Source organism: Plantactinospora sp. BC1 (genome assembly GCF_003030345.1).
GTDB lineage: Bacteria > Actinomycetota > Actinomycetes > Mycobacteriales > Micromonosporaceae > Plantactinospora.
The window spans coordinates 5317534-5342604 of record NZ_CP028158.1 but is presented as its reverse complement, the minus strand read 5'-3'; the positions used below and the strand labels follow the sequence as shown (position 1 = coordinate 5342604).

Here is a 25071-nt window from a genome sequence, read left to right as displayed (position 1 = left end):
GAGCCACGGCTAGCGCCGGTCGGCCCGGTGGCTTCCCGGTCCCGCACCCCGAAGGATGTCCGGCGGTGCCACCGGCCGCTACCCGCGCCACCGCCGCCGGCTACCCCGGCCGGCGGCCGCCGGTGGATTGGCCCGGGGCGCCGTCGGGTACATCCTGGCCGACCTACTGGGACCCCCGCCGGGAGGAACTCATGCTTGCCTACATCGCCGCCGGAGTTTTCGCCTTCGCGCTGCTGCTGGACCTGTTCGACGAGAACCTGGGCGCGCCCGACCTGTTCAACTTCTCCACCCTGGTGCTGATCGGACTGCTCTGCCTCGCCCTCTACCTCGCCGGAGTGGGTCGCGGCCCCCGCACCGCCGGCGGTGGCGGTGGCGGACGGTGGTACCGGGGTCGCCGGCCTGGTCGGGGCTGATCTCCGTCGGAACCACGACCGGCCCGGTTATCGGTGCATTTCCGGCACCGGAAACCGGGCCGGTAATGTCTTCGTGATGGAGTCCGACGGCCTATTCTCACTCGTCGATCCCGCAGGCGGGCGCAGCGCGCCGGCCGGGACCGCCGCCGACGGCTTCACCGTACCCTCCGCCGACTCGCCGCTGCCGGTCCGGATGCGTCCGGCCAGCCTGGACGAGCTGATCGGGCAGGACCATCTGCTCGCACCCGGGGCGCCGCTGCGACAGCTCGTGACCGGCGCGTCACCGATGTCGGTGATCCTGTGGGGGCCACCGGGCAGCGGCAAGACCACCATCGCGCACCTGGTGGCCCGGGCCACCGAGCGACGCTTCGTGGCGATGTCGGCGCTCTCCGCGGGGGTGAAGGACGTTCGCGCGGTGATCGACACCGCCCGTCGCGAGCGGCGGGCCGGCGGGCGTCCGACCGTACTCTTCATCGACGAGGTGCACCGGTTCAGCAAGACCCAGCAGGACTCCCTGTTGGCGGCCGTCGAGGACCGTACGGTCACCCTGCTGGCGGCCACCACGGAGAACCCGTACTTCTCGGTCATCTCGCCACTGCTCTCCCGGTGCGTACTGCTCACCCTGCAACCGCTGGACGACGACGCGGTACGCGGACTGCTCCGCCGTGCCGTCGCCGACGAGCGCGGACTGGCCGGCACGCTGACCCTCGCCCCCGACGCCGAGGAGCACCTCGTCCGGCTGGCCGGCGGGGACGTACGCAAGGCGCTCACCGCGCTGGAGGCGGCGGCCGGCTCGGCCACGGCCCTGGGCGAGACCGTGATCAACCTGGCCACCGCCGAGCAGGCCGTCGACGTGGCGGCGGTCCGTTACGACCGCGACGGCGACGCCCACTACGACGTGGTGAGCGCCTTCATCAAGAGCATGCGGGGTTCCGATGTGGACGCGGCACTGCACTGGCTGGCCCGGATGCTGGTGGCGGGCGAGGACGCCCGGTTCATCGCCCGGCGGATCGTGATCTTCGCGAGTGAGGACGTCGGGATGGCCGATCCGACCGCGCTGGGCGTCGCCACCGCCACGGCGCACGCCGTGGAGTACGTCGGCCTGCCCGAGGCACAGCTCAACCTCGCCCATGCCGTCATCCACATGGCCACCGCGCCGAAGTCCAACTCGGCGACCATGGCGATCGGCGCGGCGATCGGCGACGTACGGGCCGGTCGGGGCGGTTCGGTGCCCCGGGCGCTGCGCGACGCGCACTATTCCGGGGCGCGGGGGCTGGGGCACGGCACCGGCTACCGCTATCCGCACGACGACCACCGGGGGGTGGTCACCCAGCAGTACGTCCCGGACGACCTGGTCGGGGTGGACTACTACCAGCCGAGCGGACACGGCGCGGAGCGAGCCGTCGAATCCCGGCTGCCGCTGCTGCGCCGGATCGTCCGGGGCCAGAGCCCGCCGCCGACCGGCGGCACTGCCAGGCAGGCCGGAGGTGGGGGCGGCCCCGACAGGCGGGCCCCGGCGACAGCGCCCGGCGAGGCACCGGGGGAGACCCCGAACGGCGAGGCACCGCAGGATGCCGCGAACGGCAGGGTGCCGGCGGCGGATGCCGCGAACGGCAGGGTGCCGGCGGCGGATGCCGCGAACGGCGACGCACCGGAGGGTGCCGCGAGCGGCGACGCCCCGGAGGGTGCCGGGAACGGCAGGGGGCCGGCGGATGCCGCGAGCGGCAGGGTGCCGGAGGGCGCCGCGAGCGGCGAGACACCGGAGGATGCCGTGAGCGGCAGGGTGACAGCAGACGGCGGCGGGACGCCCGAGGGGGAGGAAGACCAGTGAGATCGCGCGGTTCGGACCGGGGCGAGGACGGCCACGACGAGCGGCGGGAACCACGGGGCAAGGGACGCCGCTGGGGCCGGGGCAGGTCGGAGGAGACTCCGCCCGAGCAGCCGGAGGTCAGCGGCGAGGAGCTCGGCTGGATCACCGACCTGCGTACCGCCAAGGAGCAGAAGGTCGACATCGGCCCGGCCGACGGCACCACCCCGGCCGACCCGCCGGCCCGGGTCCCCGCCGCCTACGAGCGGCTGCCCGAGGCCGGCCCGGACGACACCGGCTCGGTGCCCTCGCCCGGGTTGCCGCCGACGGATCCGATGGCCGGGCCAGGCCGGCGCCGCGACGAGCCGGAGCCGCCGGCACCGCCCCGGCGGGCAGCCGAGCCCGCCGAGCCGGCCCCGCCCGTGCGGGGCTCCGGCCCCCAGCCGCCGCGCGCCGAGCCGCGTTCCCCGGTGGTCCCGCCGACCCCGACCCCGGTGGTCCCGCCGGTCGTGCCGGCGCCACCGCTCGGTCGACCCGGCCGCCCGGCCGAGCCCGCTCCGGCGGCCTGGACCGGGCCGGCGTCGGAGCGTCGTCCCGGCGGCGACCGGGGCGAGCCGGCGATGCGGCCCGGCGCCGCACCGTGGCCGGGTGAGCCGGTACCCCCCGCCGGGCACCAGCCCCGGCACGGCGCCGCGCCGGTCGACGCGGCTGCGGGGCGGCGGGCAGCGGGCGGCCGCGCCGAGGAGTCGTCCCCGGGTCGCCGGGCGGCCCCGCCCAGCGAACCCGGCGACGGTCGGCACGGCCGGTCGGCCGGCTCCGCCTCCGGTGACTTCGCCGGTCCGGGCAGCCCGGCCGGCTCCGCCGGGCGGGTCGCGCCGCCGACCAGCGGGGAATTCGTGGTACCGGCCTCCGGCAACGCGCCACCGGTGCCGACCGCTCCGGCCGTACCGGGTCGGCCCGGTGCCGCCGAGCGTGACCAGGGCGGGCCGGGACGCGGCGGCCCGGTGCTGGGCGCGCGTCGCCCCGGCACCGCTCCGCCCCCCTCCGGAGCGCACTCCGCCGACGCCGGTACGCACTCCGCCCCGGGTGGTACGCACTCCGCCCCGGGTGGAACGCACTCCGCCCCCGGTACGCACTCCGCCCCCGGTGGTACGCACGCCGCTGGTGCGGCGCACGCCGCCGGTGGCGGTGCGCACGCCGCGGTGAGCGGTCCGCCCGGCTCGGCGGCGCATCCCGTCCCGGGTGGCGCGCACTCGGCCGGCGAGCGGGAGACCCGCCCGTCCGGCCACCCGGAACGGCCCGCCGACTGGATCCGCAAGGCTGGCCGGGGCGGCGTCCGCCCGGTCACCCCGGCCGCCGGATACGGGCCACCGGCCCCGGCGTCCGGCGCCGGGGCGCCAGGGTTTCCGCCGGTCCCGGGTGGTCCGGTCCCGGGTGGTCCGGCCGGCCCCGACGCGGGCGGCCGGCCGGTAGCCGGGCCGGGTTCGGCATCCGCGCCGGGCTCGGTGGCCAGGCCGGGCAGGGCGGTCAACCGGCCACCGTCCGGGCCGGACGGCTTCGACGCCGGGCATCCGGGCCCGGGCCGGCACGGGGCACCGTCGACCGACGACTCCCGGGACGGCGGACGGATCCCCCGGGGCCGCCCCGGCGGTACGACTCCGTCGGGACCCCCGTTCGAGGGCGACGGTACGGGTGGCGGCCGGCACGGCGGGCTGCCGCCGGTCGTACCCGGGCGGCACGGCGCCGTCGCACCACCGCCCGGCGCCGGTACCCGCGGCGATCTTCCGGCCGCCGGAGCTCCGTCCGGAGCCGGTGCCCCGGTGGCGCCGGGCGCTTCCCGGACCGTCCCGCCGCGCGGCGGTGCCCCCCGTCCGGTCGAGCCGGGTGGCGAGCCGGGATCCGCGCGGGTCACCGGGCTCGGCCGGACCCCGGTGGAACCGGCGGAGCGGCGCGCCGCGCCGGGCGGCCGGTACCCTGCCGTGCCGGCCGACCGCAGCGGCCCGCCGGTACCGGGCCGGGGTGAGGTTCCCGGCGGTCGTCCGGCCGCCGGTCGGGCCGGTACGCCCGTCGACGGTGGCCCGGCCGGTCGACCGGGTGGTGCCGGTCTGGACGTCGGCGTACCGGGGCGGCCCGGTGCCGCCGCGACGCCCGGCGGCCCCGTTCGGGCAGCGGCCCGGGGACCCGCCGCACCCGTCCACCCTGGACCCGGTTCCGCCCCGCCGGCCGGACCGATCCGGGAACCCGGCGCCGGTACCTTGCCCCGCCCCGCCCCGGTCCAGGCCGGTCGGGTGCCGACGGTCCGGCCCGCATCGGGCCTGCCGGACGGCCCGTCCCGGGACGAGGCGGTCCGGCCCGATCCGCCGGTCCGGCCCGAGTCACCGACCCGCCCGCCGGTACGCCCGGACGGCGCCGCCCGCCCCGACGCCCCGCCCCGACCGGACGGGACGGCCCGGTCCGCGGTCCCGCCGCCGGTCGCCGGAGCCCGCCCCGACGGCGGTACGGAACTCGACGATCCGGCGCAGCCGTCGGCGGAGCCGGCCCGGGGTGCCCGGGCGGAGTTGCGGCGTCAACTGCGTGAGCAGCGTCGGTTGAAGACGATCGCGCTGCTCCTGGCCAGCCTGCTGGTGCTCGGTGCCCTGCCGACGTACTTCGGGGTCCGGGCCGCGACCCGGGATCCGGTGTTCAACTCCCTCGACGCGCTGGCGGTGCCGGCCTGGGCCGCCACCGACACGGTCGACGGGGTGAGCGGCAGCCGGTGGTGCTTCATCGAGTGCCGCTTCCGGGAGCGGACCGTCGAGTCGGACCGGCCGTGGGAGGAGACGGCGCAGGTCTACGAGGCCGCGCTGACCCGCGAGGGGTGGCGGCCGTGGAAGGTGGCGCTCTGCCCGGAGCAGCCGGTGGAGGGGCACTACACCTGCTGGCGCCGGGACGAGTTGACCCTCGACATGTGGGTACGGAAGCCGGCCTGCCCCGACCCGGCGCTCTCCGTACCGGGCGCGTCGCCGCCGCCGGCCACGACCGGGCCGGAGGGGGTGAACTGCGACGGTGCGCTCGTCTCGATCAAGGTGCGTAACGCGATCGCGGACGACCGGATCGGCCCGCAGCCGACCACCGATCCGTCGCTCACCGGCGTGGACCCGGACCCGCTCTTCACCGACGATCCGCTCGGCGGGCTGACGCCCACACCCACCCCGTCGTGAGGCCGTCGGTCGTCACCGACGGTAGGGTTCGGGGTTGGTACTCCGAAGGGCATTCCGGGTAACCGTCGTGGGACGGCGCCGGACGTCCGGGTGAGACGGTCGCGCGCGATATCCGAGACGGTGCATAGAGGAGGACACGGGTGGACGCTGGAGAGATCGGCCAGATCGCTGCGCTCGTCGCTGCCGGGGCGTTCCTGATGCTGGTGTTGGTGCTGGCCAGGCCGATCTGGCGGCTGGGCAACACGGTGGACGCGGCGACCCAGGCGATCAACGACATCAATGACCGCACGGCGCCGCTGCTCGCCAACATGAACGTCACGGTGGAGAACGTGAACACCGCGCTCGGGCAGGTGCACACCTCGCTGGACGGGGTGAACATCCAGCTCGCCAAGATCGACACGATGACCGGTCACGCCCAGAACGTCACCGCGAACATCGCCAACCTGAGCACGGTGGTCTCGGCGGCGGCGGCGAATCCGCTGGTCAAGGTGGCTGCCTTCGGGTACGGCGTGCGCAAGGCCGCCTCGGCCCGGCGGCACGCCGAACAGGAGCGCGAGGTCCGTACCACCATCAAGCAGCAGCGTCGGGCCGCCCGGCGCAGCGCACGCTGACCCGCCGCACACGGCGATCCGGTACGGAGGAAGGATGAGGCCATGAAACGACTGCTCTGGTTGGGCATCGGGCTGGCCGTCGGCGCCCTGGTGGTCCGCAAGCTGACCCGCACCGCCCAGGCGTACACGCCGGGTGGCATCGCGAGTTCGCTGGCGGAGTCGGCGGGTGGTCTGGTGCAGTCCCTGCGGGACTTCGCGGACGATGTCCGGGACGGCATGGCCGAGCGTGAGCAGCAGATCCACCAGGCGTTCGCCGAGGGCGTCGCGTTCGACGACCAGTTCGAGGAGCTGCGCGAGGACCCGCGCATCGGCGACCGCGAGTTGTTTCCGGAGGATGGCACCAGATGAGGCTTCCGGAGGATGGCACCAGATGAGGTTTCCGGAGGAAGGCACGAGATGAAGACGGCGGAAGTCAAGCGGCGCTACCTGGCGCACTTCGAGGCCAACGGACACACGGTGGTGCCGTCCGCTCCGCTGCCGGCGATCGACGACCCGAACCTGTTGTTCGTCAACGCCGGCATGGTGCAGTTCGTGCCGTACTTCCTCGGGCAGCAGACGCCGCCGTTTAGGCGGGCGGTGTCGGTGCAGAAGTGCATCCGTACCCCGGACATCGACGAGGTGGGCAAGACCAGCCGGCACGGCACCTTCTTCCAGATGAACGGGAACTTCTCGTTCGGTGACTACTTCAAGGAGGGCGCGATCGCGCTCGCCTGGGAGCTGGTCACCAAGCCGGTCGCCGAGGGCGGTTTCGGGCTGGACCCGGAGCGGATCTGGCCGACCGTCTATCTCGACGACGACGAGGCCGAGGCGATCTGGCGCAAGACCGGGGTGCCGGCGGAGCGGATCGTCCGGCGGGGCAAGGCGGACAACTTCTGGTCGATGGGGATTCCGGGGCCGTGCGGGCCCTGTTCGGAGATCTACTACGACCGGGGTCCGGCGTACGGCCGGGACGGTGGGCCGGCGGTCGACGAGGATCGCTACCTGGAGTTCTGGAACCTCGTCTTCATGCAGTTCGAGCGGGGTCCGGGCACCGACAAGGAGAACTTCCCGATCCTCGGCGACCTGCCGGCGAAGAACATCGACACCGGGATGGGCCTGGAGCGGATGGCCGCGATCCTCCAGGGGGTCGACAACCTCTACGAGATCGACGAGGTGCGGCCGATCCTGGACCGGGCGGCGGAGTTGACCGGCCGGCGGTACGGCGCGAACTCCGGGCACGCGGCGAGCGAGTCGCACCCGGACGACGTACGGCTGCGGGTGGTCGCCGACCACGTGCGGACCGCGCTGATGCTGATCGGTGACGGGGTGACCCCGGCGAACGAGGGACGCGGCTACGTGCTGCGCCGGATCATGCGCCGGGCGATCCGGGCGATGCGGCTGCTCGGCTGGCAGGACCGGGCGCTGCCGGAGCTGCTGCCGGTGGCCCGGGACTGCATGTCCCCGTCCTACCCGGAGCTGGCGGGCGAGTTCGACCGGATCTCGTCGTACGCGTACGCCGAGGAGGACGCGTTCCTGGCCACCCTGCGGGCGGGTACGACGATCCTGGACACCGCGATCGCCGAGACCCGTTCGGCGGGCGGGGCGAAGCTCTCCGGCGACAAGGCGTTCCAGCTGCACGACACGTACGGCTTCCCGATCGACCTGACCCTGGAGATCGCCGCCGAGCAGGGGCTGTCGGTGGACCAGGACGGGTTCCGCCGGCTGATGGCCGACCAGCGGGCCCGGGCCAAGGCCGACGCGCAGGCCCGCAAGACCGGGCACGTGGACCTGTCGGCGTACCGTTCGGTGCTCGACTCCGGCGGGCCGGTGCAGTTCACCGGCTACACCGAGGTCTCCCGGGAGTCGTCGGTGCGGGCGCTGCTCGGTGCCGGCGGCGTGCCGGTCGAGGTGGCCGGCGAGGGTGACACGATCGAACTGGTGCTGGACGCGACCCCGTTCTACGCGGAGGGCGGCGGTCAGCAGCCGGACGTCGGCCTGGTCACCGTCGGCGCCGGTCAGGTCGAGGTGCTCGACGTGCAGCAGCCGATCCCGGGGCTGATCGTGCACCGGGCCCGGGTGGTTCGGGGCGAGGTACGCACCGGCGAGGCCGGGCTCGCCGAGATCGACGTGGTACGCCGCCGCGCGATCTCCCGGTCGCACACCGCGACGCACCTCGTGCACCAGACGATGCGCAACTTCCTCGGCGAGTCGGCGACCCAGGCCGGTTCGCTGAACGCCCCGGGCCGGCTGCGTTTCGACTTCAACACCCCGACCGGGGTGGCGCCGAGCGTGCTGCGCGACGTCGAGCAGCAGGTCAACGAGGTGCTCCTCGCCGACCTGGAGGTGCACGCCTTCATCACCTCGCAGGAGGAGGCCCGCCGGCTCGGCGCGATGGCGCTCTTCGGCGAAAAGTACGGCGACGAGGTGCGGGTGGTCGAGGTCGGCGACTACGCCCGCGAGCTGTGCGGTGGTACCCACGTCGCCCGTAGCGCCCAGCTCGGCCTGGTCAAGATCCTCTCCGAGTCCTCGATCGGCTCCGGGGTACGCCGGGTCGAGGCGCTCGTCGGGCTCGACGCGTTCCGGTTCCTGGCCAAGGAGCACCTGCTGGTCTCCCGGCTGGCCGAGCTGTACCGGGTCCCCGGTGACCAGGTGGCGGACCGGGTCGAGCAGACCGTCGCCCAACTCCGGGACGCCGAGCGGGAGTTGGAAAAGCTGCGCGCCCAACTGGTGCTGGGCGGTGCGGCGGCGCTCGCCTCGGCGGCCCGGGACATCCGCGGGGTCGCCTTCGTCGGCACCGAGGCGCCGGAGGGCGCGGCCGGCAACGACGTGCGTACTCTCGCCCAGGAGATCCGGGGCAAGATCGACGCGGCGCGTCCGGCGGTGGTCGCGGTGGCGGCCCGGGCGAACGGCAAGGCGTCGCTGGTGGTCGCGGTGAACGGCGCTGCGAAGGATCGGGGTGTCTCGGCGGCGGTTCTGGTCAAGGCCGCCCTCTCCGGCCGGGGCGGCGGCAACGCCGACCTGGCCCAGGGCGGCGGCCTGCCGGCCGGCGAGGCGCCGAGCCTGCTGGCCGCGGTCGAGAAGGCGCTAGTCGAGGCGTGACCTGCGGCACTGGTTGCTCCCCGGCGGGCCGTTGTGGTTGGATCTCCAGCCACGACGGCCCGCCGGCCGGGCCGAGTTGCCCCGGGCCGGCCGACAGGAATCGGATGATCCAGTTTTCCGGTGGCGTAACACGATGAACCGACCTTCCCCTGGCACGGCACGATGACGACTCCGGTCCGTGGCGTGCGGCTCGGCGTGGACGTCGGCCAGGTACGGGTGGGCGTGGCGCTCTCCGACCCGGACGGGGTGCTGGCCACCCCGCTGGTGACGCTGGCCCGGGACCTGAAGACCGGTATTGAGGCGGTTCCAGCCGATATCTCGGAACTCGCGCGGCTCGTCGTACTCCACGAGGTGGTCACGGTGGTGGTCGGGCTGCCGGTGACCCTCGCCGGGGCGCACGGCCCGGCGGCGACCCAGGCGAAGGCGTACGCCCGGCGGCTGGCCGCCGCGATCGCGCCCGTGCCGGTCGATCTGGTGGATGAAAGGATGTCGACCGTCGTGGCTTCTCGTAGGCTAGCCGAGCGGGGCGTCCGAGGACGGCGTCAACGGGCGGTGGTCGATCAGGCGGCCGCGGTGGAGATTCTGCAGAGCTGGCTGGACAGGCAGCGGAGGCGGACAGGATGATCGACGAGTTGGAGCTCGCGTTCGACGAGCGTGCGGAGAAGGGACGCCACCGGCGCGGCGCGCAGCGCAAACGCGACGGCAAGAAGAAGCGTGGCGGGCGGGGCCGCACGGTCGCCGCACTGTTGATGACGTTCGTGCTGCTCGGCGTCCTCGGCGGCGCCGGCTGGTACGGCTTCGACCGGGTGCAGGGCTACTTCGTCACGCCGGACTACGACGGCACCGGCAGCGGTGAGATCCAGGTCCAGGTCGAAGAGGGCCAGAGCATCGCCGAGATCGCCGACACGCTGGTCGCGGCCGGCGTCGTCAAGAGCACCAAGGCGTTCATCGAGGCGGCCCAGGAGAACTCGCGGAGCCAGAACATCCAGCCGGGCACCTACAAGGTCCGCAAGGAGATGAACGCGAAGGCCGCGCTGGGCCTGCTGCTCGACCTGAAGAACAAGCTGGTCAACGGCTTCCTGGTCAAGGAGGGCGCGACGGCCAAGCAGATCTTCAAGGCGCTGGCGGCCGAGACGAAGCTCCCGGTGAAGGACTTCGAGACGGCCGCCAAGGACCTGAAGGGGCTCGGCATCGCCGACTTCTGGTTCAACCGCGACGACAAGCAGTCGGCGCGTAAGTCGATCGAGGGCTTCCTCTTCCCGGACACCTACGAGCTTCCGCCGAACGCCAGTGCCGAGGCGATCCTCAAGCTGATGGTGCAGCGGTTCATGTCGGTCGCCGAGGAGATCGACTTCGTCGACCGGGTGCAGAAGGAGCGCGAGATCAGCCCGTACGAGGCGCTGATCGTGGCGTCGCTCGCCCAGGCCGAGGCGGGCAACGCCGACGACCTCGGCAAGGTCGCCCGGGTGGCCTACAACCGCATCTACAGCGGCGACCACTACTGCAAGAACGGCAACGGCCTGACCGGGTGCCTGGAGTTCGACGTCGGGGTCAACTACTACTGGGAGTTGACCGGCAAGAAGACCAAGCGGTCCGGGGACATGACGGACGCCGAACTCTTCGACAAGAACAACCCGTACCGGATGCATGGCAAGGCCGGGCTGCCACCGGGGCCGATCAACAACCCCGGTCAGAAGGCCCTGGAAGGGGCGATGAACCCGCCGAAGGGGACCTGGCTGTTCTTCGTGGCGGTCGACAAGGAGGGCCACTCCGAGTTCGCCACCACCAACGAGGAGCACGAGCGGAACATCCAGAAGGCCCGCGAGAACGGCGTGCTCTGAGTTAACGCTTCCCCATGGCTGGAAGTCGGGGGATTTCTGGCTCGGACCGCACGAGACGACCATCCCGGGAGGAGGTGATCGCATGTCTTACGTCGTCGGCACCAGCACGGCCGCGTTCTGCCGTGGCGAGGATCGTCCTCGCGGCGTTCCGGTCGCGGCAGGCGGTGTGTCCGCAGGTGTCGCACCGGAAGACTCTGACACCCAGTCCGAGGCGGTGCTTGGCTCTCGTACCGCACTGCGAGCAGGTCATCGTGGTGTAGGCAGGCGGTACCAGCACCACCCTCCGGCCCGCCCGCATGCCACGGTTGATCAGTTCCCGTTTCGCCGCGCCGATCGCCGCGTCAGCGGCCTTGCGCGCCATCCGGGATTTGGCGAGGAATGTCGGTGTGAAGTCCTCGACGGCGATGGTGGCATGGTTGTCGACGACCTTTTTCGCCCAGACGCGAGCGTCGTGGGTGTTCTGCCGGGCCGCCTTCTTTGCCAGCTTCGCCGCCTGGTGCTTGGCCCGCAGGTAGCCGTTCGACGGCGTGACACCCTTCGATCGCCGACGGCGGGCCATCCGGCGCTGGAGTTTGGCCAGTTCGGCGGCACACCGTTTCCGGTGGCCGAGGTGTGGCAGGTCGTAAGCCGGGTCGGTGGTCGTCGCGGTCGTCGTTACGCCCCAGTCGACACCGATCGCCCCCTCGACGTCGGGGGCGGGCGTGGTGTCGCGGCGGACGACGAAGGAGGCGTACCAGTGCCCGATCGTGTCCTGATAGATCCGGACGCTGGTCGGGGCGCTCGGCAGTTCGCGGGACCAGACGACGGGAATGGTGACGCCGCCGGGCAGCCGCAGCCGCTGGTCGCGGATCGAGAACCCACGCACCGTGTATCCGAGGCTAGGCAGGGTGTCTTTACGCCGCTTCGGTCTCGGCCGGCCCCGTCCCTTCACCTTGAAGGAGTGCTGAAGAGCGAGAGCGTAGGTGCGCAGCGTTTGTTGTTGCGCGACCTGGGATCCTTCGCGCAGCCACGACGAGCGGGCCCGTGCCTCGGTCAGCAGCTTCGACAGCTTTCCGAAGGTGGGTTTGCGGCCGGTCTTGTACTGGTGGACGGCCTCGTTCCACAGCCAGCGACACCGCCCCCACTCGGCCAGCAGCGCGGCCTCCGCGGTCGCGCCGGGGCGCAACCGGTAGGTGTACCGCACCACCTCTTCCACACCCGCGAGCATCCCAGCCGCATCCGACAGTTCCGCCCACACGGAGGAGTCGACGCCATGCCGACAACCAACAGCACACCTGACCGCACTTTCCTCCCCCTGGCTGAAGCCAGGGGTTTTTCGGGCGGCTCTTGATGACGACGAGGTGAGTGCCGAGCGTCGGGCGGCGGTGCTGGGCAAGCCGATCGCCCACTCGCTCTCCCCGGTGATCCACAACGCCGGTTACGCGGCGGCCGGGTTGACCGGGTGGTCGTACACGGCGATCGAGTGCGCCGAGGCCGAGCTGCCCGACCTGGTCGCCGGGCTCGGCCCGGAGTGGGCGGGGCTCTCCCTGACCATGCCGCTGAAGGAGGCGGCGCTCGCGGTGGCCGGCGAGGTCTCGCCGGTCGCCGCCGCGATCGGTGCCGCCAACACTCTGGTACGCCGGCAGGACGGATCCTGGGCCGCCGACAACACCGACGTACCGGGGATGGTCGACGTGCTGACCGGCGCCGGTGTGCCGGCCGGTGCGGAGGTGGTGTTGCTCGGCGCCGGCGGTACGGCCCGAGCCGCGCTCGCCGCCGCCGTCGAACTGGCCGCCCGCCGGGTCACCTGCCGGGTACGCCGTCCCGCCGCCGGTGCCGAGCTGGCCCGGCTGGCCGACGCGCTCGGGCTGCGCTTCGAGGTCGCGGAGTGGGCGGCTCCGGCCGGGCGGGACGGTGCGGATCTGGTGATCTCCACCGTGCCGAAGGGCGCCGCCGACGGGTTCGCGGCGGCGGCCGGGTCCTGGCGGCCCGAGACGGTTTTCTTCGACGTCGTCTACGACCCGTGGCCGACTCCGCTCGCGGCGGCTGCGGCGGCGGCCGGCTGCCGGATCGTCTCCGGCCTCGACCTGCTGCTCGCCCAGGCGGTCGGGCAGTTCGAGCAGTTCACCGGGGTTTCCGCCCCGGTGCACGAGATGCGTTCCGCCCTCGCGGCCGCCCGCGCCGGGCACTGAACCGGCTCCGGGCCGGTTCGACGAGATCCTGCCGCCCGGCGGGCCGCGAGGTCGCGTGGTGGTCGTCGGGAACTCGGGCGCACAGAGGCCCGCCCCGGAGCGCCGAGGGGAAGGCGGCGAACCGAGGCGGGCCGGTCGGTCGGATGACGGGGCAGCTCACTGGCGGCGCCGGGGCACCCAGTAGAGGATCTGTCCGGCGATCAGCGCGGGGTGTGTGTCGGGCATGGCTCGCAGCGCCCGGGTGAGGTGTACCGCGAGGTACATCATCAGTCCGACCCGGTCGCCTCTGAAGCCGATGAGCAGGGCCAGGCGGGCGGGAGCGCAGGGCCAGGGGTCGCGACAGGTCTGGCAGCTATACGAGTACGCCGGGAGGTGTCTGCAGTCGGGTAGCGACGCTGGGCGAGCCGTCGCATGTGCCGGTACCAGCGCTCCTGTGGCCCGATCACGGTTATACCCGACCGGCGCGCTCGGCATCCGACGCTCGTTTCCGGTAGCGGCCGTCCCTGCCCTCCCGCGCCCACCGTGTGTTCGGCGGCGGCGGACCGATCGGCTCCGACCGCGTGACCTTGGGCGAGAACGCCGCCATGCCGGCCCGGTACTCCGCTTCGGTCATTGGTCGCAGCGGGGGGCCGAATGGCAACGGGATCCCTTTGAGTGAGTCTGGGCAGACCCAGCGGTGGCCACATCGGCAGTACAGCCACAGTCGCCGCCAGTCTCGTCGGTGGGGCCGGGTTCCCAGGGTCATTAGGTCACCTCTCAGAGTCTCGGAGATAAGGGGCGAGGAGCGCCTTTCCGAATCGGTCCCGTCCTTGACGGCGGAGCGCATTCGTGGGGACGCAATGGGACGCCCCCTGAGGCGTTGGATGGTCAGGGTTGGCGCGCCAGTCCTTCATCGTCTGCCCTCCACCCTGGACCTGGACCTGCCTGGAGCGGAAGATAAGCGAGCGAGAGTATTGAAGGATATTGACTAGTTGATCTGGAGCCGGGTGGATTAGATGAATGACCTACGCGAGATCCTCAGGACACAACGAACGCGCGCGAAGCGAACCCGGGATCAGGTGGGGGCGGCTGTTGGCCTGAGTGGAGCATCGATCGCGGCGTTCGAGCAGGGCCGGATGATTCCTCAGCCGGACACCGCCGAACGCCTTGACGAGCATTTCAAGACCGGAGACGAGATCCAGCGTGCAACCAGGGAGGCGCGGGAGGATGCCCGGCCCACCTGGCTGCGCCCCTGGACGGAGCACGAGCAGCGGGCAACCATGTTGCGCTGCTTTGAACACAGCCTGATTCCCGGGCTACTCCAGACCGAGGCGTACACCCGGGCGCTGCTGGCCAGCGGCAGGCTGCCCGGGGAGGTGATTGACCGGACAACGCAGGTCCGACGTGAACGGCAAGCTGCGACGATCGACCGGCCCAACCCTCCGATGCTGTCTGCGGTCATTTGTGAGGTCGCCCTCAGCTATGGGCCTGTCGACGTCATGAAGGGTCAGCTAGAACATCTGATCGAGGTGGGTCGCCGGCCGCAGGTGCAGATCCTGATTGTGCCCCGGGCCGCTGGCCTGCATCCTGGCCTTCAGGGAGCGTTCGTGCTGGCGACCCTTCCGGCCCGAGGCCGGGCCGTCTATCTTGACGACCAGCTTCGAGGACGTTCGGTAACCGACGGGGCGGACGTCGACGAACTGGAGCGATTGTGGGAGATCGTCCGGGGTCTAGCTCTGCCTGTAAGCTTGTCGCAAGACCTGATCATGAAGGCGGTCAACAACAATGACTGAGCCGAACTGGCACAAGAGCAGCCGCAGCGGCACCAACCAGGGTAACTGTGTCGAGGTTGCCGACAACCTTCCCGACCGGGTACTGGTCCGGGACACCAAGGATCGGGATGGCGGCACCCTGACGTTCGGCCCGACCGCCTGGCGGGCGTTCGTCGGTGAGGTAGCCCGGCGGCCGTAGCCCGCAGAGACACGACCAGCGCCCCGCTGTCCGGACGACCCGGGCGGCGGGGCGTCGTTCATCTGCGTTCGGCCCGGGCGGGACCGGCGGACGTACGCGATAGCTCGGTTCTCGCAGGCTCACGCGCCCCGGTCGCTCCGCCGCCGGTTCGGCCGGTCCCCGTCCGCCCTTCCCGGGCAAGGGTGAGGACCACCAGTGCGGAGAGCGCGGCGCTGCCGAGCACCGACACGGCCATCGGCACCGCGCTGTCGTCCGGGCCGATCCCGGCCAGCGGTGCCACGGCGGCGGCGATGGTGAACTGGAGCGCACCGAGCAGCGCGGCGGCGCTGCCGGCGTACCGGGGGTGCCGGTCCAGGGCCAGGGCCAGCCCGTTCGGCAGGACCATCCCGAGGCAGGAGACGAAGACGAAGAGCGCGACCAGTACGGTCGGGACGTTCGCGGTGGCCGCTCCGCCGAGTAGGGCGCCGGCGGCCAGCAGGCCGGCGACCAGGCCGCTGCCGAGCAGCCGGCGCGGACTGTACCGGTCGAGCAGCCGGGCGTTGAGCTGTCCGGTCGCGGTCATCCCGACGGCGTTCACCGCGAAGACCAGGGTGAACCAGCCGGCGGAGAGCGCGAAGACGTCCTGGATCACGAACGAGGACCCGGAGATGTACGCGAAGAGCGCGGCGAAGGCCAGCCCCTGGGCGAGTACGTATCCGAGGTAGACCCGGTCGGTGAGCAGCCCCCACATCACCCGGGCGGTGGCGGCCGGCCCGCCGGTGTGCCGTTGCTGTGGCGGGAGCGTCTCCGGCAGCCGCCAGGCGACGGCGGCGAGGAGCAGCAGCCCGATCGCCGACAGCACGACGAAGACCGCCCGCCAGGAGCCGAACTGGAGTACCAGGTTGCCGAGGGCCGGCGCGGCGGCCGGGGCGACTCCGAAGATCAGGGTCAGCCGGGAGAAGTACTTCGCCGCCGCCACGCCGGAGTGCAGGTCCCGGACGATGGCCCGGGCGACGACGACGCCGGTACCGCTGGCCAGGCCCTGGAGCAGGCGGAGCGCGGCGAGCGCCTCGGCCGACGGGGCGAACGCGCAGAGCAGGCTGGTCACGGTGTACGCGACGACGCCGACAAGTACCGGCCGGCGCCGGCCCCACCGGTCGCTGAGCGGCCCGGTGACGAGCTGCCCGAGGGCGAGGCCGAACAGGAAGGTGGTGAGCGAGTACTGCACCTGCGCCGGGGTGGCGGAGAGGTCGTCGGTCATCTCGGGGAAGGCCGGCAGGTACATGTCGAGGGAGAGCGGGCCGACCGCGGTCAGGGTACTGAGCAGCAGGAGTTGTCCGACTGCTGCGGCTCGGCCCGGCGGTGCTGCGGAGCGCGCGCTCTTCACTGGTCCCCCTAATCTTGGAACAGCCGACACTTTAGCTCTGTATGCAGAGTTGTTGCGATGTGAAGTGGCCGACGCCGGGACGGTGCCGGGCGGGGAGACGACGGGGGCGAGGATGACCGACGAGGCGACGGTCAGCGCGGCGGAGACGCTCGGCGGCGCGGTGGCCGACCTGCACCGGGTACTGCGCCGGTCGACCAGCCGGCGTACCGGCCGGACACCGCTGCCGGACGCCCAGGTGGAGGTGCTCCGGCTGGTCGAACGCTGCCCCGGGGTCAGCGTGAAGGAGGCCGCCGAGCGGCTGCACACCGCCGCCAACACCGTCAGTACCCTGGTCGGCGAACTCGCCGGTGCCGGCCTGCTGGAGCGCACCCGGGACCCGCAGAACCGGCGGATCGTCCGGCTCCGGCTGACCCCGGCCGCGCACCTGCGGATCGGCGACTACGTCGCACACCGGCGGGACCTGCTGCTCGACGCGCTGCACCGGCTCGACGAGCCGGCCCGGCGGGACGTCGTGCGGGCCGCCGACCACCTGCGGCACCTCGCCGACCTGCTCGCCGACCAGGAACATGCCGCCCGGCCGCCCGGCCCGCCGGAGATCGCCAGTTCGTAGCCGCCGGAGATCGCCAGTTCGTAGCCGCCGGAGACCGCCAGTCCGTAGCCGCGGGAGACCGCCAGTCCGTAGAACGGGACGGCGCGGGCGGTGCGCGGCGGTGCACCGGGGCCGTGCCAAACTTGACCGGCGGGCGGCCGGCCCGGTCGCGACGAGGAGAGGGTTGGTCGTGTTGCGCTGGTTGACGGCGGGAGAGTCCCATGGTCCCGCCCTGGTTGCGGTGCTGGAAGGGTTGCCGGCCGGGGTCGAGGTGACCAGCGAGGAGATCGTCCGCCAGTTGGGTCGCCGTCGGCTCGGCTACGGCCGGGGCGCCCGGATGGCCTTCGAGCGGGACGAGGTCGAGATCATCGGCGGTCTCCGGCACGGCCTGACCCTGGGCAGCCCGGTGGCTATCCGGGTCGGCAACTCCGAGTGGCCGAAGTGGCAGACGGTGATGGCGGCCGACCCGGTCGACCCGGAGCTGCTCGCCGGTCAGGCCCGCAACGCGCCGCTGACCCGCCCCCGACCCGGGCACGCCGACCTGGCCGGCATGCAGAAATACGGCCACACCGACGCCCGACCGATCCTGGAACGGGCCAGCGCCCGGGAGACCGCCGCCCGGGTCGCGGTCGGCACCGTCGCCCGGGCCCTGCTCCGGCAGGCGCTCGGCATCGAGATCGTCTCGCACGTGGTCGAACTCGGCTCGGTGGCCGCCAAACCCGGGCTACAGCCCCGCCCCGAGGACGCCGAGCGGATCGACGCCGACCCGCTGCGCTGCCTCGACCCGGAGGCCAGCGCCCGGATGGTCGCCGAGGTGGACGCCGCCAAGGCCGACGCCGACACCCTCGGCGGGATCGTCGAGGTGCTCGGCTACGGCGTACCGCCGGGGCTGGGCAGCCACGTGCAGTGGGACCGCAAGCTCGACGCCCGGCTCGCCGCCGCGCTGATGTCCATCCAGGCGATCAAGGGTGTGGAGATCGGTGACGCCTGGCAGCAGGCCCGGTCCCGGGGCTCGGTGGCGCACGACGAGATCGTCCCCACCGCGACCGGGGTACGTCGGGTCACCGACCGGGCCGGTGGCCTGGAGGGCGGGATCACCACCGGCGAGCCACTGCGGGTACGCGCCGCGATGAAGCCGATCTCCTCGCTCAACCGGGCACTCTCCACCGTGGACGTGGCGACCGGCGAGCCGGCGACCGCGATCAACCAGCGCTCCGACGTCTGCGCCGTGCCCGCCGCCGCGATCGTCGCCGAGACGATGGTCGCGCTGGTGCTGGCCGAGGCGGCACTGGAGAAGTTCGGCGGCGATTCGGTCGCCGAGATCCGCCGCAACCTCGCCGGCTACCTCGACAACCTGGTGATCCACTGATGGCGCCGGTCTGTGTTCTGGTCGGCGTGATGGGCGCCGGCAAGACCAGCACCGGGCTGCTGGTCGCCAAGGGTCTCGGGGTCGACTTCCGGGACACCGACGTTGACATCGAGGCGACGGCCGGCAAGCCGATCCCGGAGATCTTCGTCGACGACGGCGAGGAACATTTCCGTACCCTGGAACGGGCCGCCGTGGCGGACGCGCTGGCCTCCTTCGACGGGGTGCTGGCGCTCGGCGGCGGCGCGATCCTCGCCGAGGAGAACCGGGCCGCACTCGCCGGACACCGGGTCGTCTACCTCTCGGTGGAGCTGCCGGACGCGGTCAAGCGGGTCGGCCTGGGCGCTGGCCGGCCGTTGCTGGCGATCAACCCCCGGGCCACCCTCAAGCACCTGCTCGACCAGCGGCGACCGCTCTACACCGAGGTCGCCACCTGGACGGTGGTCACCGACGGGCGGACCCCGGAAGAGGTGGCCGAGGAGATCCTGGCCCGGCTGGCCGGCGACCGGGTCGGTTAGGGCCCCGGCCGTTCGGCGGTGCTGCGGTAGCCGGACAGACGCTGCCCGAGGCCGTACGCCGGACGGCCGCCGCGCCGGTCGCCGGGCCCGCGCCGCCGTCGTTGGCCCGGACGGCCACCGGGAAGGTAGCCGGTGCGAAGACTGTCGAGCTGGGTGCACGAACGGGGCTGGAACTCCGGTGTCGGGACGGCGGTCGGCGCTCCAGCGGCGACGCGGTGACGCGGTGACGCGGTGACCGTGACGTGCCGGCTGGCGTGGTGGGGGCACAAGCGGGGCAGCTCGACAGTCTCACCACCGGACAGCTGCCGGCCCCCTACAGGGGCCGACCGGGCAGCTGCCGGCCCCGCTGGGCACCCGTGCCCAGCGGGGGACGTCCGAGCCGCCGACGGCTATTCGACGCTGGTCGGGAGCGCTCGGCCGATCCGGTCCAGCAGCTCGGTCAGGCGCTTCGACTCGCTGAACATCGGCCAGTGCCCGGTCGGCAGGCCGTAGAGGTCGGCGCCGACCAGCCCGGCGAAGAACGGGTGCCCCTGCGCGACCATCTGCCGGACCGTCTCCACCGGGAACGTGCAGGCGATCAGCGCCGCCGGCACCGTGCCGCCGTGCGGCAACGTCACCGGGTCGGTGGCGGCGCGCAGCGGCTCGGCGGTGGCGCGGCGGCGGAGCAGGTCCAGGGCCGTGTCGTCCAGCCCGGCCAGGTTCGGGTCGGTGGCCGGGGCCCACTCCGGCGGCGGCAGCAGGTGTCCGTCGCCGATCAGCGCCCGGAGCCGCGCCTGCTCCTCCGGCGGGTTGGTGTCGAACTGCGCCGTACCCTCCGGCAGCGGTCCACTGTCGAGGTAGACCACCCGGGCGATCCGGTCGGGGAGCCGGTCCGCCGCCTGCTGGACCGGCATCCCGCCGCCGGAGTGCCCGACGAGTACGACGTCGTGCAGCTCCTCCGCCTCGACCAGTCCGACGATGTCGGCGGTGTGCGTTTCCAGACCCACGTCGGGGCCGGCCAGGTGGGCCCGGTCGGCCAACCCGGTCAGGGTCATCGGGTACGCCCGGTGCCCGGCCGCGCGCAGCCCCTCGGTCACCTCCCGCCAGGCCCAGGCGCCGAGCCAGAAACCGGGGACGAGGACGTACGTGGCCATCTGTCTGCTCCTTCTGTCGGACGATCCGGTGACGACGGTACGGTGGAATCCGGGCGACTTCCGCCCGGATTAGGAGGGTGACCCGTGCCACATCCCGCCGCCCGGGTGCTCGGGATGCTGGAGCTGTTGCAGGGTTCGCACCGGCTGACCGGTGCCGAGCTGGCCGCCCGGCTCGGTGTCGACGAGCGGACCGTCCGGCGCTACGCCGACACCCTGGTCGAACTCGGCATCCCGGTGACCGCCGCCCGGGGGAGGTACGGCGGCTACCGGCTCCAGCCCGGCTACCGGCTGCCGCCGCTGATGCTCACCGACGACGAGGCGGTGGCCGTACTGCTCGGACTGGTCGCCGCCGAACAGCTCGGCCTCGGCACCGCCGCACCCGCCACCGGGCTCGCCGAGGCGAAGATCCGCCGGGTACTGCCCGAACCGCTCGCCGACCGGCTCGACGGGTTGACCCGCAGCCTCGGGTTCAGCCTCCGACGGCCGGCCGCCTCGCCCCGTCCGGCCACCGCGACCCTGCTCGCGCTCGGCGCGGCGACCCGCTCCCGGCACCGGGTCACCATCGACTACCGCTCCTGGCGCGGCGAGGCGTCGGTACGCGACCTCGACCCGTACGGCCTGGTCTTCCACGCCGGTCGCTGGTACGTCACCGGCCACGACCACCGACGCGACGAGATCCGCACCTTCCGGCTCGACCGGATCGCCTCGGTCGCCACCGCCACCGGGACCGGGACCTTCACGGTGCCGGAGGGCTTCGATCCGGTCGGGCACGTCACCCGGTCGCTGGCCGAGGTGCCGTACCGCTGGGAGGTCGAGGTGCTGCTGGAGACCGACCTGGAACAGGCCCGGCGACGGGTGCCGCCCAGCGCCGCCGAGCTGACCGCAACCGCCGACGGCATCCTGTTGCGGGCCCGGGCCGAGGACCTGACCGGGATGGCCCAGCTCCTCGCCGGGCTGGGCTGGCCGTTCACCGTGCTCCGCCCGGACGAGCTGCGTACCGCCGTCACCGGCTACGCCGGCACGCTCGCCGGGTACGCGGCTCGCCGGCCACCACTGGCGGCGGACCCGATCCTCTAGGCTCTAGCCCGATGGACGAGCTGACCCGAATCCCGGTCGGCGGCGAGCGGCCGTACGACGTACTCGTCGGCCGGGACCTGCTGGCCGCGCTGCCGCCCCTGCTGGACGGTGCCCAGCGCGTCGCCGTGCTGCACGCCCCGCCGCTGAAGGCGCAGGCCGACGAGCTGGCCGAGCGGCTCCGGGCCGCCGGGACCGAGCCGCTGACCGTGCCGGTGCCGGACGCCGAGGCGGGCAAGGACATCGAGGTCGCCGCCGCCTGCTGGGCGCGGCTGGGCGCGGCGGGCTTCACGCGTACCGACGCGGTGGTCGGGGTCGGCGGCGGCGCCGTCACCGACCTGGCCGGCTTCGTCGCCGCCTGCTGGCTGCGCGGGGTGCGCTGGGTGCCGGTCTCGACCTCGCTGCTCGGTATGGTCGACGCGGCGGTGGGCGGCAAGACCGGCGTCAACACGGCCGCCGGCAAGAACCTGGTCGGTGCCTTCCACCCGCCGGTCGGGGTGCTCTGCGACCTCGCGATGCTGGACTCGCTGCCGGCGGTCGACCTGACGGCCGGGCTGGCCGAGGTGGTGAAGTGCGGTTTCATCGCCGACCCGGCCATCCTCGAACTGATCGAGTCCGACCCGACCGCCGCGACGGATCCGACCGGGCAGGTGGTCCGCGAGCTGGTCGAGCGGGCGGTCCGGGTCAAGGCGGAGGTGGTCTCCGGCGACCTGCGCGAGGCGGGCCGGCGGGAGATCCTCAACTACGGCCACACCCTCGGGCACGCGATCGAGAAGGTCGAGGGCTACCGCTGGCGGCACGGGCACGCGATCTCCGTCGGCCAGGTCTACGCCGCCGGGCTGGCCTGGCGGGCCGGGCGGCTCGACGAGCCGACGGCGGCCCGGCACCGGACCGTACTGACCACGCTCGGGCTGCCGACGAGCTATCGGGCGGACGCCTGGCCGGAGCTGCTGGCCGCGATGCGGGTGGACAAGAAGGCCCGGGGCAACCGGTTGCGCTTCGTGGTGCTGGACGGGCTGGCCGAGCCCGGCATCCTGGACGGTCCGGACGACGAGCTGCTGCGCGACGCGTACGCCGAGGTGGCCGGATGAGGGTCTACGTGCTCAACGGGCCAAACCTGGGCCGGCTCGGCATCCGGCAGCCCGAGGTGTACGGCGCCACCAGCTACGCCGACCTGGTGGCGAGCTGCGAGGCGACCGGCCGGGAGCTGGGGCTGGAGGTACGGGTCCGGCAGACCGACGCCGAGTCGGAGTTGCTCGGCTGGCTGCACCAGGCGGCCGACGAGGAGGCGGCGGTGGTGCTCAACCCGGCCGCCTGGTCGCACTACTCCTATGCGGTCCGGGACGCCTGCGCGATGCTCCGTGGCCCGCTGGTCGAGGTGCACATCTCGAACATTCACGCCCGGGAGGAGTTCCGGCACCACTCGGTGGTCTCGGCGGTGGCGACCGGGGTGATCTGCGGCCTCGGTGTCGACGGCTACCGGCTCGCCCTGCTGCACCTGGCCGCGCTGCGGGACCGCTCCAACGGCTGAACTGGACGCCCCTAGTAGACTTGCCGGGTCTGTCCGCCCGAATTAAAGATCAAGGCAGGAAATGGCCACCACCAACGACCTGAAGAATGGTCTGGTTCTCAACCTCGACGGCGAGCTCTGGGCCGTCGTGGAGTTCCAGCACGTCAAGCCCGGCAAGGGCGGTGCCTTCGTGCGCACCACGCTGAAGAACGTGCTCTCCGGCAAGGTGGTCGACAAGACGTTCAACGCGGGTACCAAGGTCGACACGGCCACCGTCGACAAGCGCACCATGCAATACCTGTACGCCGACGGCGAGGACTACGTCTTCATGGATCTGGAGACGTACGACCAGATTCCGGTGCCCGGCGGGACGGTCGGCGAGGCGGCCAACTACCTGCTGCCCGAGGCGGAGGCGATCGTCGCCACCCACGAGGGTGTGCCGCTCTACGTCGAGCTGCCGACCAGCGTGGTGCTGGAGATCACCTACACCGAGCCGGGCCTACAGGGTGACCGGTCCACCGGTGGCAACAAGCCGGCGACGGTCGAGACCGGTGCCACCGTCCAGGTGCCGCTCTTCATCACCACCGGCGAGAAGATCAAGGTCGACACCCGCGACGGCCGCTATCTCGGCCGAGCCTGATGGCGGAGGGCCCCAAGCAGCAGATGCCCGCTCGCCGCAAGGCGCGCAAGCGGGCCCTTGACGTCCTCTACGAGGCGGACGTGCGGACCCGGCCCGTCGCCGAGGTGCTGGCCGGCTATCTCCAGCGGCTGGAACAGCCGCGCCCGGAGCACCTGGACTACGCGATCGGCCTGATCGAGGGCGTGGCGGAGTACCAGGCCCGGATCGACGAGCTGATCGACAGCTACGCCGAGGGCTGGACGCTGGACCGGATGCCGGTCGTCGACCGCAACCTCGCCCGGATCGCCATCTACGAGCTGCTCTACGTCGACGAGATCGACGACGCGGTGGCGATCAGCGAGGCGGTCGAGCTGGCCCGGCAGATGTCGACCGACGACTCGCCGCGATTCCTCAACGGCCTCCTGGGCCGGATCGCCGAGTACGCGACGCGCTGAGCGGCGACGCGCTGAGCGCAGCGCATCACCCGTCCCTTCGCCTGGCGGCCGGCCCCGTCGCGGTGCCGGTTGCCGGCCTCCCGGGCATTGTCTGTGAGCGGGACTGTAGAGCTGCCCCGCTTGTGCGCCCACCGGAGCCGACGGTCGCCTCGGTGGGCGATCTCGTCCGGGAGAGTCGGGTCCGGGCGGGCGGCGGCGATGCGGATTGTGACCGGGGGACCCGGGCGGCGGGGGTGCTGTCGGAAGCGGCTCTCGACCGCCGCTCGGGAGGTCTTCCTCCTCGGGAGGTCTTCCTCTTCGGGAGGGCAGGCGGGGCAGCTCGACAGTCTGGTTGACAGGTATGTCCTGGTCGGCCGCCGCGCCGCGACGATCGACCCGCCCGGTCCGCCGCGCCGCGGCGTCGGGGTGCGGCGATCGGTCCGCCCGGTCCGCCGCGCTGCGGCGATCGACCCGGCCGGTCCGCCGCCCCAGGTCCTCGGGACCGGCCGAGGAGCCGGCGTCCGGCGCCGTTACCGGGCGAGGGCCGGAACCGGGAATCCGAGGGCAGAAACGGCTCGCGGGGCCCGCGCCCACTGGGCACGGACCCCGCGAGTCGGGGGGATCAGGACGCGAAGAGCGCCCGGGGGTCGGCGACGAGCACGCCGTGCTCGGTGAGCCGCTCGATCAGCCCGGAGGGGGACGAGTCGTAGACGATCGCGAGCGCCCGCAGGTCGTCCGCGCGAATCGACAGCACCCGTCCGTTGTAGTCACCGCGCTGCTGCTGGATGGCTCGGGCATAGCGGGCGACGTAGGCCAGGTCCTCGGAGGCCTCGTCGTACAGCCGCTCGAGGTCGAGCACGATCTTGTTCGTCGGCTCGTGACGGACGCCACTGCCGTCCGGCAGCAGCTCCGAGACGGGCACCCGGTAGAAGTCCGCGAGTTCGGCGAGACGGGAGACCGTCACCGCCCGGTCGCCCCGCTCGTACGAGCCGACCACGACGGCTTTCCACCGCCCGTTTGACTTCTCCTCCACCCCCTGCAGGGACAGTCCCTGCTGCTGACGGATAGAGCGCAGGCGCGCGCCCAACGACTTGGCGTATTCAGAGGGCATTCGGCACTCCCAGTGCTGGTCGGGGATCTCCCCAGCGATCGCTACGGAGCGTGACGGTACGGGGATTACGACACGTGGTCAAGTGCTAGTTACCTACCTATTACAAAGATCGTGTTCAGCCGGGCGGTTTCGACTCGCTGACCCGACGGTCAGCGGCCCGCCGGAGCCGGCCCTGTGGCCAGTGGTAACGTGGCTAGAGCCCCGGCTCGGGCCTGCTCAGGCAAGCGCCGGAATCCGACGTCCTTTAACGACCCGTCCCGTGAGGCGGGGAAGGGGGTCC

The 25071-nt window shown here is 72.8% G+C and carries 23 protein-coding genes; 19 read left to right on the top strand and 4 right to left on the bottom strand.

The window, feature by feature from the left end:
- Positions 1 to 191: 191 nt before the first annotated feature.
- The 8 genes from C6361_RS23300 (at position 192) to mltG (ending at position 10950) form a co-directional block, all read left to right on the top strand.
- Positions 192 to 413, top strand: coding sequence for a hypothetical protein (locus C6361_RS23300; RefSeq protein WP_107271132.1), 222 nt, complete (start codon positions 192 to 194; stop codon positions 411 to 413).
- Between the two features lie 76 nt (positions 414 to 489).
- Positions 490 to 2244, top strand: coding sequence for a replication-associated recombination protein A (locus C6361_RS23295; RefSeq protein ID WP_107271131.1), 1755 nt, complete (start codon positions 490 to 492; stop codon positions 2242 to 2244).
- A gap of 2534 nt (positions 2245 to 4778) precedes the next feature.
- Positions 4779 to 5420: a hypothetical protein gene (locus tag C6361_RS23290; protein WP_107264449.1), complete on the top strand. Its 642-nt coding sequence runs from the start codon at positions 4779 to 4781 to the stop codon at positions 5418 to 5420.
- Positions 5421 to 5560: 140 nt separating this feature from the next.
- Positions 5561 to 6031, top strand: a complete 471-nt coding sequence (locus C6361_RS23285) for a DUF948 domain-containing protein (protein ID WP_107262831.1) — start codon at positions 5561 to 5563, stop codon at positions 6029 to 6031.
- Between the two features lie 42 nt (positions 6032 to 6073).
- Entirely contained in the window at positions 6074 to 6379 is a 306-nt protein-coding gene (locus C6361_RS23280) for a hypothetical protein (protein ID WP_107262830.1), read from the top strand.
- Positions 6380 to 6427: 48 nt separating this feature from the next.
- Complete coding sequence (gene alaS, locus C6361_RS23275) at positions 6428 to 9109, top strand: alanine--tRNA ligase (protein ID WP_107269003.1); 2682 nt, start codon at positions 6428 to 6430, stop codon at positions 9107 to 9109.
- Positions 9110 to 9271: 162 nt separating this feature from the next.
- Positions 9272 to 9733 (top strand): Holliday junction resolvase RuvX, encoded by a 462-nt coding sequence (ruvX, locus tag C6361_RS23270; RefSeq protein WP_107262828.1) that lies wholly within the window; start codon positions 9272 to 9274, stop codon positions 9731 to 9733.
- Complete coding sequence (gene mltG, locus C6361_RS23265; protein ID WP_107269002.1) at positions 9730 to 10950, top strand: endolytic transglycosylase MltG; 1221 nt, start codon at positions 9730 to 9732, stop codon at positions 10948 to 10950. Before ruvX ends, mltG begins: the two co-directional genes overlap by 4 nt.
- Position 10951: 1 nt before the next feature.
- On the opposite strand, the gene C6361_RS23260 is transcribed toward mltG, so the two are convergent.
- On the bottom strand, positions 10952 to 12145 hold the full coding sequence (locus C6361_RS23260; RefSeq protein WP_199853058.1) for an RNA-guided endonuclease TnpB family protein: 1194 nt from the start codon (positions 12143 to 12145) through the stop codon (positions 10952 to 10954).
- Positions 12146 to 12290: 145 nt separating this feature from the next.
- Here C6361_RS23260 and C6361_RS23255 point away from each other — a divergent pair, with 145 nt between their 5' ends.
- The 3 genes from C6361_RS23255 to C6361_RS23245 all read left to right on the top strand — a co-directional run bounded on the left by C6361_RS23255 (position 12291) and on the right by C6361_RS23245 (position 15071).
- Positions 12291 to 13121 (top strand): shikimate dehydrogenase, encoded by an 831-nt coding sequence (locus C6361_RS23255; protein WP_107269000.1) that lies wholly within the window; start codon positions 12291 to 12293, stop codon positions 13119 to 13121.
- A gap of 995 nt (positions 13122 to 14116) precedes the next feature.
- Entirely contained in the window at positions 14117 to 14893 is a 777-nt protein-coding gene (locus tag C6361_RS23250; RefSeq protein ID WP_107262824.1) for a helix-turn-helix transcriptional regulator, read from the top strand.
- On the top strand, positions 14886 to 15071 hold the full coding sequence (locus tag C6361_RS23245) for a DUF397 domain-containing protein (RefSeq protein ID WP_107262823.1): 186 nt from the start codon (positions 14886 to 14888) through the stop codon (positions 15069 to 15071). The genes C6361_RS23250 and C6361_RS23245 overlap by 8 nt, the downstream gene beginning before the upstream one ends.
- 58 nt (positions 15072 to 15129) lie before the next feature.
- Here C6361_RS23245 and C6361_RS23240 read toward each other — a convergent pair whose 3' ends face one another.
- On the bottom strand, positions 15130 to 16467 hold the full coding sequence (locus C6361_RS23240; protein ID WP_199853057.1) for a multidrug effflux MFS transporter: 1338 nt from the start codon (positions 16465 to 16467) through the stop codon (positions 15130 to 15132).
- 82 nt (positions 16468 to 16549) lie between these two features.
- Between C6361_RS23240 and C6361_RS23235 the strand changes: the two genes are divergently transcribed.
- The 3 genes from C6361_RS23235 (at position 16550) to C6361_RS23225 (ending at position 18910) form a co-directional block, all read left to right on the top strand.
- Positions 16550 to 17047 carry a MarR family winged helix-turn-helix transcriptional regulator gene (locus C6361_RS23235; RefSeq protein WP_107268998.1) on the top strand — a complete coding sequence of 166 codons (498 nt, stop codon included), beginning with the start codon at positions 16550 to 16552 and terminating at the stop codon, positions 17045 to 17047.
- A 169-nt stretch (positions 17048 to 17216) separates the two neighbouring features.
- A complete protein-coding gene (gene aroC / locus C6361_RS23230) occupies positions 17217 to 18395 on the top strand; it encodes a chorismate synthase (RefSeq protein ID WP_107262820.1) in 1179 nt (392 codons plus the stop codon).
- The gene (locus C6361_RS23225; protein ID WP_107268997.1) at positions 18395 to 18910 is read left to right on the top strand and encodes a shikimate kinase; all 516 of its coding nucleotides are present in this window, start codon (positions 18395 to 18397) and stop codon (positions 18908 to 18910) included. The genes aroC and C6361_RS23225 overlap by 1 nt, the downstream gene beginning before the upstream one ends.
- A gap of 389 nt (positions 18911 to 19299) precedes the next feature.
- Here C6361_RS23225 and C6361_RS23220 read toward each other — a convergent pair whose 3' ends face one another.
- Positions 19300 to 20043, bottom strand: coding sequence for an alpha/beta fold hydrolase (locus C6361_RS23220; protein WP_107268996.1), 744 nt, complete (start codon positions 20041 to 20043; stop codon positions 19300 to 19302).
- Between the two features lie 84 nt (positions 20044 to 20127).
- On the opposite strand from C6361_RS23220, the gene C6361_RS23215 reads away from it, so the two are divergent.
- The 5 genes from C6361_RS23215 (at position 20128) to nusB (ending at position 23701) form a co-directional block, all read left to right on the top strand.
- The gene (locus tag C6361_RS23215; protein ID WP_107268995.1) at positions 20128 to 21120 is read left to right on the top strand and encodes a YafY family protein; all 993 of its coding nucleotides are present in this window, start codon (positions 20128 to 20130) and stop codon (positions 21118 to 21120) included.
- An 11-nt stretch (positions 21121 to 21131) separates the two neighbouring features.
- Positions 21132 to 22208 (top strand): 3-dehydroquinate synthase, encoded by a 1077-nt coding sequence (gene aroB / locus C6361_RS23210; protein ID WP_107268994.1) that lies wholly within the window; start codon positions 21132 to 21134, stop codon positions 22206 to 22208.
- Positions 22205 to 22648 (top strand): type II 3-dehydroquinate dehydratase, encoded by a 444-nt coding sequence (aroQ, locus tag C6361_RS23205; protein WP_107262814.1) that lies wholly within the window; start codon positions 22205 to 22207, stop codon positions 22646 to 22648. Before aroB ends, aroQ begins: the two co-directional genes overlap by 4 nt.
- Before the next feature lie 61 nt (positions 22649 to 22709).
- On the top strand, positions 22710 to 23267 hold the full coding sequence (efp, locus tag C6361_RS23200; protein ID WP_107262813.1) for an elongation factor P: 558 nt from the start codon (positions 22710 to 22712) through the stop codon (positions 23265 to 23267).
- Between the two features lie 23 nt (positions 23268 to 23290).
- Positions 23291 to 23701, top strand: a complete 411-nt coding sequence (nusB, locus tag C6361_RS23195) for a transcription antitermination factor NusB (protein WP_199853543.1) — start codon at positions 23291 to 23293, stop codon at positions 23699 to 23701.
- Positions 23702 to 24302: 601 nt separating this feature from the next.
- On the opposite strand, the gene C6361_RS23190 is transcribed toward nusB, so the two are convergent.
- On the bottom strand, positions 24303 to 24791 hold the full coding sequence (locus C6361_RS23190; RefSeq protein WP_101366736.1) for a transcriptional regulator: 489 nt from the start codon (positions 24789 to 24791) through the stop codon (positions 24303 to 24305).
- Between the last annotated feature and the right edge of the window lie 280 nt (positions 24792 to 25071).